This window comes from Xanthomonas albilineans (genome assembly GCF_009931595.1).
In the GTDB taxonomy this organism is placed as follows: Bacteria; Pseudomonadota; Gammaproteobacteria; order Xanthomonadales; family Xanthomonadaceae; genus Xanthomonas_A; species Xanthomonas_A albilineans.
The window spans coordinates 1,502,821-1,514,773 of the sequence record NZ_CP046570.1 but is presented as its reverse complement, the minus strand read 5'-3'; the positions used below and the strand labels follow the sequence as shown (position 1 = coordinate 1,514,773).

The following is an 11,953-nucleotide window of genomic DNA, read 5'->3' as shown; positions in this document are numbered from 1 at the left end:
GCAAGGCAAGACAAGCGCCGCCATGAACGCGGCCAGCGTGTGCGTTCGTTACTGCATTCGGGTGTCGCACTGTCAGTTGTGCGCGGTTCGACTTTTCATCATGGAACGGTATGCTGCCAGAGCTAAAATGCGATGAATTCTGTCCGTTACGTACCCATCAATGCGTTGCTTGGAGTGACATATGAATCTGGATCGTCCCTGGTTGCAGAGTTACCCGCCTGGCGTTGACGCCACGATCGACGTCGAAGCGTACCGCTCGGTCGCCGAGGTGTTCGAAACCGCCGTCGCCAAGTTCAGTGATCGCCCCGCCTATTCCAACTTCGGCACGACGTTGACCTACCGCGAGATCGGCGCACTGTCCCGGCAATTCGCCGCCTATCTGCTGGGCGAACTGCACCTTAAAAAGGGTGATCGGGTCGCGCTGATGATGCCGAACTGTCTGCAATACCCGATTGCCACCTTCGGCGTGCTGCTGGCCGGCATGACCGTGGTCAACGTCAATCCGCTGTACACCACACGCGAACTGCGTCATCAACTGATCGACTCCGGCGCCAGTGCGATCATGGTGGTGGACAATTTCTGCAAGACCGTGGAAGACGCGCTGGCCGGCACGCCAATCAAACAGGTCATCACCACCGGGATGGGCGACATGCTCGGTTTTCCCAAGGGAGCGCTATTCAACTTCGTCCTGCGCTACGTCAAGAAGCTGGTGCCCGACTACACGATCAGCAACGCGATTCGGTTCCGGGAAGCACTCGCACTCGGCCGCAAGCATACGCTGTCGAAGCAGGATATCGCACCAGAGGACATCGCATTCCTGCAGTACACCGGCGGTACCACCGGCATCGCCAAGGGCGCGATGCTGACCCATCGCAACCTGGTGGCGAACATGCTGCAGGCCGGCCATTGGATCACCGTGACCGGCAAGCTGGAAGAAGGCAAGGAAGTCATCATCACCGCACTGCCGATGTACCACATCTTCGCATTGACCGCGAACGGGCTGATCTTCGTAAAGATCGGCGGACTCAATCATCTGATCAGCAACCCCCGCGACATGCCCGGCTTCATCAAGGAATTGAAGCGATTCCCCTTCACCGCGTTCACCGGGGTCAATACCCTGTTCAACGGACTGCTCAACACGCCCGGCTTCGCGCAGTTGGATTTTTCCTCGCTGAAATGCACATTGGGCGGCGGCATGGCGGTACAACGCGCCGTCGCCGAACACTGGAAGCGGGTCACCGGCCTCACTCTGGTGGAAGCCTACGGACTCACCGAAACCTCGCCGGGCGCTTGCATGAATCCATTGACGCTTGACGAATACAACGGCTCGATCGGGCTACCGATCCCCTCGACCGATGTGTGCATCAAAGACGACCACGGGCAGATCATGGCAACCGGCGAAATCGGCGAGTTGTGCATCCGTGGTCCACAGGTAATGAAGGGTTACTGGCGCCGCCCCGAGGAAACCGCGCACGCGATCGACGCCGACGGCTGGTTCCGGACCGGCGACATTGCGCGGATGGACGCGCAGGGGTTCTTCTATATCGTCGATCGCAAGAAGGACATGATCCTAGTTTCAGGTTTCAACGTATACCCGAACGAGATCGAGGAAGTCATCGCGATGATGCCAGGCGTATTGGAAGTGGCCGCGGTCGGTGTACCGGACGAAAAATCCGGCGAGGCGGTAAAAGTGGTAATCGTCAAAAAAGACCCGAACCTGACCGCCGAAGAGGTGAAGGCACACGCCCGTGCCAACCTGACAGGCTACAAGCAGCCGCGCATCGTCGAATTCCGCAAGGAATTGCCCAAGACCAACGTCGGCAAGATCCTGCGACGGGAGTTGCGCGACGCGCAAATGCATTAAACAGGCCAGCGCGCGGTGGCACGAAAGAGTACGGGCTCAGTGTACCAAGGTGTAGCATCCACCGGGTGGAAACGCACTCGCCCGCTGCGCCACATTAATTTCTGCGGGCGCTTATTCCGAGACCCCGCCATGAGCATGATCGATACCCTGCCCCGTTCCCTGCCCTATTCCAGCATCCGCGTCGAAGCCAATGGCAACGATGATAGCCATTGGCTATACATGCACGCGAATGCGCAGCCGGGAATACGTCCCTGCTTCCATAGCTATATGATCGACGAGGTGCTGGCGGCGTTCGAAGCGATGACCATGTGGCCGCATCCATCCAAGAAAGCGACGCTGAAACATCTGGTCATCGCCTCCGATACGAACGTCTTCAATCTTGGCGGCGATCTGGCGCTTTTTTCAGAACTCATCCGCAAAAAGGACCGCGCACGGCTTCTCAGTTACGCCACACGCTGCATTAACGGCGTCCATCAACTACACCAAGGGTTCGCCGGCGATGTCCGCACCATCGCGTTGTTGCAGGGCGATGCGTTGGGCGGCGGACTGGAAATGGCGCTGGCCTGCCACACAATCGTCGCCGAGGAAGGCATCACCATGGGCTTGCCCGAGGGCATCTTCGGCCTGATTCCGGGCATGGGCGCCTACAGCTTTCTCTGCAAGCGCGTCGCCCCGCATGTCGCCGAACGCATCATTCTGGGTGCCGATCTGTACAGCAGCGAGCAGATGCACGCGATGGGCATCGTCGATGTACTTGTACCAAAAAACGAAGGCGTGGAACGCGTCAAGCAACTCATTCATAACCAGCGTCGCAACCCGCAGTCGTATCTGGCGATGAACGCTGCACGCAATCTGGCCCAGGCGGTATCGCTACAGGAACTGCAGGCGATCACCGAGATATGGGTCGAGTCCGCGTTGGCGCTGGACGAGAAATCGCTGCGGACCATGGCTCGACTGGTGCGCGCGCAGACCCGACGCACAGAAGACGTCACGACCTGAACGTATGACGCCACGGTCCGCGAATAGCCCGGTTTAGCACCCCGGGCTATAACGCAAACGTCAGCGCAATTCGCCCTCTTCGGAGGACGCGCTGAGGCGGGCACGCGCCTCAAGCGCCTCCCTGCCCTCTGTCAACGCGGCATTGAGCGCCATCAACCGTGACTTCCACTCGCTACGGATCTGCCAATCGGCCATCTGCATCATTTCACCGCCGAGACTGGCCAGCTGTACCAAGCCCAGATTGCTGGCCACGCCCTTGATCGCATGGGCGTGTTCGCGTAAACGCTCCCACTGCCCCGCATCGCCGGCGAGCTGCATACCCCCCAGGCAACCCTCGGCATCGTTAAGGCACTGGGAGATGAACTCGCGCTCGAATCCATCACCCATTCCGAGTCCGGCCAGTTCATCCAACACCGACGAGTCAAGCACGCCATCCACCACTCCGACAGGCGGTCGCACGGCGGGCTCATTGGAAAGGCGCAAGCGACCTGCCGCAGCGATGTCGGCAAGGGTGTCCAATAGCCGGTTAGCAACCACCGGCTTGGCAAGAAAACTATGCGCACCGGCCTGTTCGCATCGCTTGATCGACTCGGGGGTGACGTCGGCGCTGAACATCACCACCGGCGTGCGCAGACCACCGGCATGCATGACCCGCAATTGCTTGAGCATGTCCAAGCCGCTCATGTCCGGCATGTGCAGATCGACGATCACCGCATCGAATTCGCTTTCCGCCAGGGCATCCAGCACCGCTTCGGCACCATCGACACAGATGCTGCGATGGCCAGCCTTCTGCAGCATGCGCTGCAACACCATCCGGTTGGCAGCATGGTCGTCTGCGACCAGGATACGCATACTGCGCACGCGCGCCCGGTGACGCAAGAAGGGATCGGAGAACGCGATCACATTCCCCCTCGCATCAAACTCCTCGACCGCCGGCACCCCCCTCGCAAGCGTCTCCGCTGCTGTCTGCGTCGGAACGCTGGCGGCCACGAACGGCAATTCGAACCAGAAATGGCTCCCCTGCGGCGCGCGCTCCTGATATCCGATGCTGCCCCCCATGGCTTCGACCAAGCCCTTGGCGATGGTGGTGCCGAGGCCACTGCCTTCGTAACGACGCGTCAAGCCGACGTCGGCCTGTTCGAACGCATCGAACAGGCGTGTGCGCATTTCCGGCGCGACCCCGATGCCGGTGTCGAGAATGTCGAATCCCAGGCACGTCGGCTGCCCCAGTTCGTTCCTGTGCAGGCGCACACGGATGTCGACCTTACCGATTTCGGTGAATTTGATGGCATTGCCGGCCAGATTGAGCAGCACCTGACGCAGATGCCCGGGATCGCCGTGCAGGGAATCCGGCACATCCGGCGCGACCTCGACATGGTAGGCCAGGTTTCTTACACGTGCCTGCGGCTGCAGGATCAAGCTGATGCCCTCGAGCGTTTCGCGCAGCGAGAAATCGCGCTTGTTCAGGCGCAACTTGCCCGCCTCGATCGCCGAGATATCCAGCACCTCCTCGACCAATGCCAGCAGACTGCGTGCGGACGCCTGAATGGTATTGAGGCACTCGCGTTGTTCGGCGTCCAGCCGCGTGGTCGCCAGGACTTCGGTCATACCGGAGAGGCCATTCAGCGGCGTGCGGAACTCATGGCTCATATTGGCCAGGAAACGGCTCTTGGCTTCGTTGGCGCGCTGTGCCTCCTTGGTTGCCCGAGTCAACTGCTGCAGCAGTTCGGAGAGATACAGCGGCACAGCGAACAAGCCAATGAGCAGACCGATCCCCAGGCCGATGTTGTGACGCCAATAAGGCGTCACGAGGATCGTGGCGCCAAAACTCACCGCCCCCATCGCCACCGCCAGATACAGATAGCGATTGCCGTAGCGCAGGCCATTGCCGACCGTCACCCACATCACCACGACGTACATCCAGGCCAACGGCTCGCCCATGCCCATCATGGCGGCTGCAATCAAGCCGTAGTCGGCGGTCATGCCGACGACTCGCCGCACATCGCAACGCTCCGGCCGCCACAGCAGCCAAGCAACAATGCAAACCGAAAGCACCAGCCCCGACGCAACGACAGCAACCACATTCATGTATGCGTGCTGGGACAAGGAGGAACGGGGACCAGGCAGCAACACGTACCCGAGAATGATCGAAATCACCGCGATACGCACCAGTGCCTGCGCGTGTTCGCTGTCCTTGCGTTGGACAATGCGCTGTCGAACCCACTGGATCGGCCTCATCACGTCACACCCCCGGTCGCGCGGATGCGGTGGAGAACTTCTCACAGACCACCTGCAGTTGCTCGCGACCGCGAAACAGCGCATCCACGCAGCGCGGGTCGAACAGACGACCACGCTGCGCGTAGAGATAAGCGAGTGTCGCATCCATGGTCCATGGCCTCCTTGTAGGGACGCGGCGAAATCAGCGCGTCGAAAACGTCGGCAACGGCAACGATCCGCGCTTCCAGCGGAATCGCTTCGCCGACCAATCCATCCGGATAACCGCTGCCATCGTAGCGTTCGTGATGGCGCAGCGCGATCAGCGCGCCGACCTGGATGAAACGGTTCTGACTGCCGCTGAGCAGTTCGTAGCCGATGCGCGGATGCATGCGCATGACTGCCATCTCGTCCTCGTTGAGCTTGCCCGGCTTGAGCAGCACCGCATCGGGAATGGCGATCTTGCCCATATCGTGCAGGCTCGCCGCCATCTCGATGACCCGCACCTCATCCTCGGACAGCCCCAGTTGTTCGGCAATCAGCCCGGCCACATGCGCCATGCGTTCCAGATACGCGCTGGTGCCGGCATCGCGGTACTCGATGGCCCGCGCCAGCCGCGACAGGGTTTCGCGCTCGCGTTCCTCCACTTCGCGCATGCTGGCCAGCAGACGTTGCTCCAGCGACATCGCGCGTTGCTTGATGTTTTCGCTCTGCAGACGCAGTTGCAGCAGATTGTGACAACGTGCGCGCAATTCGCGCGGTCGGATCGGCTTGACCAGGAAATCAATGACCCCGGCTTCCAGCGCGGCCTGGCGGATCGGCTCGTCGCCGACCACGGTGATCAGAATGATCGGGATATCGCGGTGCTTGGGCTGGCGCCGCAAACGCCGCGCGAACTCCAGCCCGTCCATTCCCGGCATGCGGTAGTCGAGCAGCAACAGATCGACCTTGCCCGCCTCGCACCAAGCCAGCGCGGCCTGCGAGTCGCCAAAGTCGCGCACGCTCAGTTCCGGCGCGATGTCCTCGATCACATGCCGCAACATCGTGCGGGCGGATGTTTGATCGTCGACGATGACAATATTCAAGCGATTATCCATCTCCGCCGTCATCGGAGCGCGATCCCCATTCGAGGATGCTCCTGAGAGGCTTATGCTGGCATCATGCATTTGTAATTCTCCGCCCGCGGCACAGCGCGGGCTACTGAGACAACCACGGGAGCGCCATGGCACTGATCATGCCAACACGTCCACTTCACTTCCGTTTGCGGGCAACCCCTGATGCAGAATGCCGCCATCCCAGGCTTTGGAGTATAGATATTAAGCCTGAGGGCGCATGTACGGGAATAGCAGGACGTCACGGATCGAGGCACTTCCGGTTAATAACATGACTAGACGATCGATGCCAATACCCAGGCCACCGGTCGGCGGCAGGCCCACTTCCAACGCCCGGATGTAATCGGCGTCGAAATGCATGGCTTCGTCGTCCCCCCCCTCCTTCGCCGCAACCTGGGCCTGAAACCGCGCCGCCTGGTCTTCCGGGTCGTTGAGTTCGGAAAACCCGTTGGCGATTTCCTTGCCATTGATGAACAATTCGAAGCGGTCGGTATAACCAGGCTCCGTGTCGCTGGAGCGGGCCAGAGGCGACACCTCGACCGGGTGATCTGTGATGAAGGTCGGCTGGATCAAGGTCGGTTCGACCGTCGCCTCGAAGATTTCCAGTAGCAGCTTGCCCCAACCATAGGACGGCTTGGTCCGGATCTTCAGCCGCTCGCAGTGGCGTATTAAGGCCTCACGGTCGGTACAATCGGCGGTGCTGATCTGCGGATTATGGTGGCGCACGGCCTCGTCCATGCGCCAGCGGCGAAACGCCGGCCCCAGGTCGATATCGACGCCATCCCAGTGTACCTGGGTGGTCCCGAGGACGTCGCGGGCGACGTCGCGGATGACGCTCTCGGTCAGGTCCATCACCTCGTGATACGTGGCATAGGCCTCGTACAACTCCATCATGGTGAATTCGGGATTATGTCGGGTACTGACGCCTTCGTTACGGAAGTTACGGTTGATTTCGTAAACGCGCTCCAGGCCGCCGACCACCAGCCGTTTCAGATACAACTCCGGGGCCACGCGCAGGTACAGATCCAGATCCAACGCATTGTGGTGGGTGGTGAATGGCTTGGCCGTGGCACCACCGGGAATGTAATGCATCATTGGCGTTTCCACTTCCAAAAAGCGGCGCGCATCCAGCCAGGCGCGCATCGCGCGGATGATCTTGGAGCGCTTCACGAAGACCGCACGCGCCTCCGGCGACACAATCAGGTCCACGTAGCGCTGGCGGTAGCGCTGTTCCACGTCGGACAGGCCATGCCACTTATCCGGCAATGGACGCAGCGCCTTGGTCAGCAGCCGCAGTGCGGTCGCCTTGATCGAAAGCTCGCCGGTCTTGGTCCGGGTGAGCCCACCCTCCACTGCGATGATGTCGCCGATATCCCAGCCTTTGAAGGCATCGTAGGCCGCGCCCAGCGCATTGGCCTGCAGGTATAGCTGAATACGCCCGGACTCGTCCTGCAACTGCACGAAGCTGGCCTTGCCCATGACCCGTTTGGCCAACAGGCGCCCGGCCAGACGCAGGCTACGGCCCTGCGCTTCCAGCGCATCGGCGGTCCAGCGCTCCAGGTCGGCAAACTCGGCCTGCACATCGCCGGCGAAGTCGCTGCGACGGAAATCGTTCGGATAGGCCACACCCTGGGCGCGTAACGCAGCCAGTTTGGCGCGCCGCTCGGCGATGAGGCTGTTCTCGTCGACGGAAAGCGAGGGCGCGGGAGTCTGCTCGGTCATGGGAAAAATACGCGTGAGGAAAAGGAATGGATGCAGTGGTCAATTTATTTTCGTGACGCACGACAAATTGCTTCATTGGCGTTACAAAGCGACCGATCAGGCATCGCTGCGTTTGGCACCGGCTTCCAGACCGGACTTGAGGCTGGCCTCGACGAACTCGTCCAGGTCCCCATCGAGCACCTTTTGCGTGTCGCTGCGCTCGATGCCGGTGCGCAGATCCTTGATCCGGCTCTGGTCGAGTACGTAGTTGCGAATCTGGCTACCCCAACCGATGTCGGACTTGGTCGCCTCGACCGCGTCGCGCTCGGCGTTGCGCTTCTGGATCTCCAATTCGTACAGCTTGGCGGCAAGCATCTTCATCGCGTTATCGCGATTCTGGTGCTGGCTGCGCCCGGTCTGGCAGGCGACCACGATCCCGGTCGGCACGTGGGTGATACGGACCGCTGACTCGGTCTTGTTGACGTGTTGGCCGCCCGCCCCGGAAGAACGGTAGACATCGGTTTTCAGGTCGGCCGGATTGATGTCGATGTCGATGTTGTCGTCCACTTCCGGCGACACGAATACCGAGGTGAAACTGGTGTGACGGCGGTTGTCCGAGTCGAACGGCGACTTGCGCACCAGGCGATGCACGCCGGTCTCGGTCTTCAGCCAGCCATAGGCAAAATCGCCCTCCACGCGCAGCGTGGCGGACTTGATCCCGGCCACTTCGCCACCGGACACTTCCATCAATTCGGTCTTCCAGCCGCGCGATTCGCACCAGCGCAGATACATGCGCAGCAAAATTTCGGCCCAATCCTGAGCCTCGGTGCCGCCGGCACCGGCCTGGATATCGACGAAGGCGTTGCAGCTATCCATTTGCCCAGAGAACATGCGCTGGAATTCCAGCTTTTCCACCTGCGTCTGGAAACGGTCGACATCGGCGATCACCCCCTGCGCAGTGTCCTCGTCGTTCTCGCTCTCGGCCAATTCGAGCAATTCCAGCGACTCATTGAGTCCCTCGAGTACGCTGGCGATGCCGCCGACGGTCTTTTCCAGGTTGGCGCGTTCGCGACCCAGGCCCTGGGCGCGCTCGGGGTCGTTCCAGACGTCAGGGCTTTCCAGCTCGCGGGCGACTTCTTCTAGACGCTCTTTCTTGGCGTCGTAGTCAAAGAAACCCCCGTAGCGACAGCACCCGATCGGACAAATCGGCGATACGATGACGGATAGGATTAAGCTCAATCATTGCGGGGTTTCCGACAAACAAGAGCGCGATTCTAGCAATTCCGGACGCACGTCTGCAGTGCCAGTCCGGCGCTTGCTTGGCAGGACCACCCGAACCCACCTGCACATCGCCAAAGTCCAACGCATTTGACTTCGAAATACATCGCGCATGCCGCAGCAACTCAGTCCGCCAGGTGCTGGCAATACTCCACCACCAGTTGCACGGCGTCGCCACCGAGATAATCGTCGGCGACCAGGCGATAGGCCACATGCACACGGCGCGCCGGTTCGCTGCCACGCCAACCGTTGAAGTAAATTGCATTCAATGGTGCGCGACGGCCAGCACAGCGTAAGCTCAACTTGAGATGGCGCTCCTTGAGCACACGCCATTGCAGCACTTCGAATTCACCGTCGAATAACGGCTCGGGAAATCCTTGCCCCCACGGCCCACCCAGGCGCAGCGCTTCGGCGTGGCGATGATCCAGCTCGTGCGGCTCCAGCGCACCATCGCTATGCAATTCGGCATGCAGCAGTTGCGGATCCAGGCTAGATCGCGCGTATTCGCAAAAGGCCTGCTCGAACTCGGCCAGCGCAGCCTGGCGCAGACTCAACCCGGCGGCCATGGCATGCCCACCGAACTTATCCATCAATCCAGGCAGGCGCGCCTCCACCGCCGCCATCGCATCGCGAATGTGAAAACCGGGGATCGAGCGCGCCGAACCGCGCAACTGGTCGCTGCCTGGCTCGGCGGGAGCGAAGGCGATCACCGGACGGTGCAGACGATCCTTCATCTTCGACGCGACCAAGCCGATCACCCCCGGATGCCATTGCGGATCGAACAGGCACACCGCCACCGGCGGCTGCTCGGGCGCGGCCAGCATCGCCTGCGCTACCACCGCCTCGGCCGCGTCGGTCATCTGTTGCTGCACCGCGCGACGCTCGGCGTTGATCTGCTCCAGCGTCGCGGCGATCGCATGCGCCTGCTGCGGCTCCTCGCACAGCAGCAACGCGATACCCAGCGCCATGTCTTCGAGGCGACCGGCGGCATTGAGCCGTGGCGCCAGCGCGAAGCCGATGTCGCTGGCGCTGAGCCGCGCCGGATCGCGGCCGCTGACTTCGATCAACGCACGCAGGCCGAGACAGCCCTCGCCGCGCTGCAATCGGCGCAATCCGGCCGACACCAACGCGCGGTTGTTCGCGTCCAACGGCACCAGATCGGCAACGGTACCGACCGCGACCAGATCCAGCAGCATGCCCAGATCCGGCACTGCTGTGGCAGCGAACGCACCGCATTGGCGCAGATGCCGGCGCAGCGCCAGCAACACGTAGAAGATCACCCCGACGCCGGCCAGCATCTTGCTGGGGAACGCATCGCCGGCCAGATTGGGATCGACGATGACGTCGGCGACCGGCAGCGTCCGCCCCGGCAGATGATGATCGGTGACCAGCACCCGCCAGCCCAGCGCCTTGGCCGCGGCGATGCCGGCATGGCAAGCGATGCCGTGATCGACCGTGACCAGTAGGTCCGGCTGCAGCGGGGCCAACTCGGCCACCAGCGCCGGCGACAAGCCATAGCCATGCACCATGCGATTGGGAACCGCATGCAGCACCTGACTGGCCCCAAGCAGCCGTAGCCCACGCACCGCCACCGCACAGGCGGTGGCGCCATCGCAATCGAAATCGCCGACGACCAAAATACGTTGCTCGGCCATGATCGCCTCGGCCAGCAAGGCGACCGCCGCGTCGATGCCGCTCAACGTGTCCGGTGGCAGCAACTGCGCCAGAGTAGGCTGGGCCAGGATCGTGTCGTGCGCGCCGCGCGCGGCGTAGACGCGGCGCAGCAGCGGCAGGGTGGCATCACTCCATTGCCCGTCCACGACCGCGACGGGCCGCCGGGTGATGCGCAACACCTGGGTCATCCGTGCAGACGTGCCAGCGGCCGCCGCCAGAAACGCCAACGTTGCGTGCCGGCGATGCGGAAGCAGGCGCCGTCCTCGAAATCCAGCAGTACCTGTTGCAATTCGCCCTCGCGCAGCGCACGCAGCAGCGGCTGCATCAACTCACCGACGAATTGCTCCGGCGCACGCAACTGGCGTAGGTCGATCAACGCATCGACGCGCGACGCCTGCGTCTGGTCGGGGCCGATACCGGCCGCCTGGGCCAGCGCACACAGCAGTGGCTCGCGGCTACGTACCTGCACGTGCGCGGTGGCGACCGTGGCCGGCAGCGCGCCACCGCCCCAGAACCATAGCGAATTGATCGCCGTCTGGCCGCGGGCGACACGCTCGCGGTTCCAGGGATGCTGATGCAGCAGCACCTGCGCATCGGTCAGCAAGGCGCGCCAGCGGCGTGCGTCTTCGCCCTGCGGCAGATAATCGAACAGATCCGCACCTAGCACCTGCGCCGGCGCGGTGAACGCAGGCAGCGCCTGCCCCGGCGGCACGCGCAGATACCAGCGCGTGGGATCGGGCGCATCCAAGGCCAGCCCGTTTTCGGCGAACAACTCCTGCAAGGCCGGCAGCAGCGCGTCCAGGTCCACCGCATCGATGACGAGCATGTCGCCATGCGCCATCAACCGCGCGCCCTGCATGTCCGGCACCACATAAGCGGGGTCGGCACGCAGCCAGAGGCTATCGCCAGCGTCGCCGGCATCGCGTTGCCGGGTCAGCGCGGCGACCGGCCAGGAGCCGGACGGCAACGCGAAATGGCGGCGCAGCTGTGCTTCGCTGCCGGGCTGGCACTGTTCGCGGTCGGCACGCCCGAAGGCGCGCGCCACCTCGCCGGCCAGCGCAACGCCGGCCAGACGACTGCGCTCCGGCAACAGCACACTGGCAACCGTCAT

7 protein-coding genes and 1 pseudogene are annotated in these 11,953 nt (G+C 62.4%); 2 read left to right on the top strand and 6 right to left on the bottom strand.

What is annotated here, in order from left to right:
• Window positions 1–181: 181 nt before the first annotated feature.
• Both XaFJ1_RS06410 and XaFJ1_RS06405 read left to right on the top strand, forming a co-directional pair.
• Complete coding sequence (locus tag XaFJ1_RS06410; protein ID WP_012915859.1) at window positions 182–1,864, top strand: long-chain fatty acid--CoA ligase; 1,683 nt, start codon at window positions 182–184, stop codon at window positions 1,862–1,864.
• Window positions 1,865–1,993: 129 nt separating this feature from the next.
• Window positions 1,994–2,863: a crotonase/enoyl-CoA hydratase family protein gene (locus XaFJ1_RS06405; protein ID WP_045756818.1), complete on the top strand. Its 870-nt coding sequence runs from the start codon at window positions 1,994–1,996 to the stop codon at window positions 2,861–2,863.
• 60 nt (window positions 2,864–2,923) lie between these two features.
• Here the strand turns inward: XaFJ1_RS06405 and XaFJ1_RS06400 are convergent, their stop codons facing one another.
• The 6 genes and pseudogenes from XaFJ1_RS06400 to XaFJ1_RS06375 all read right to left on the bottom strand — a co-directional run bounded on the left by XaFJ1_RS06400 (window position 2,924) and on the right by XaFJ1_RS06375 (window position 11,953).
• Window positions 2,924–5,101 carry a response regulator gene (locus XaFJ1_RS06400; RefSeq protein ID WP_012915857.1) on the bottom strand — a complete coding sequence of 726 codons (2,178 nt, stop codon included), beginning with the start codon at window positions 5,099–5,101 and terminating at the stop codon, window positions 2,924–2,926.
• A 4-nt stretch (window positions 5,102–5,105) separates the two neighbouring features.
• Window positions 5,106–6,186: pseudogene (gene rpfG / locus XaFJ1_RS06395) on the bottom strand (cyclic di-GMP phosphodiesterase response regulator RpfG).
• 207 nt (window positions 6,187–6,393) lie between these two features.
• Window positions 6,394–7,911, bottom strand: a complete 1,518-nt coding sequence (gene lysS, locus XaFJ1_RS06390; protein ID WP_012915855.1) for a lysine--tRNA ligase — start codon at window positions 7,909–7,911, stop codon at window positions 6,394–6,396.
• 96 nt (window positions 7,912–8,007) lie between these two features.
• Window positions 8,008–9,133 (bottom strand): peptide chain release factor 2 gene (gene prfB / locus XaFJ1_RS06385; protein ID WP_104629872.1). Its coding sequence is split into 2 segments (ribosomal slippage): window positions 8,008–9,057 and window positions 9,059–9,133, totalling 1,125 coding nucleotides; the frame shifts between segments, so codons are not numbered across the junction.
• Between the two features lie 160 nt (window positions 9,134–9,293).
• On the bottom strand, window positions 9,294–11,030 hold the full coding sequence (gene recJ / locus XaFJ1_RS06380) for a single-stranded-DNA-specific exonuclease RecJ (RefSeq protein WP_012915853.1): 1,737 nt from the start codon (window positions 11,028–11,030) through the stop codon (window positions 9,294–9,296).
• Window positions 11,027–11,953, bottom strand: a complete 927-nt coding sequence (locus XaFJ1_RS06375; protein WP_045756816.1) for a phosphoglycerate mutase — start codon at window positions 11,951–11,953, stop codon at window positions 11,027–11,029. Before XaFJ1_RS06375 ends, recJ begins: the two co-directional genes overlap by 4 nt.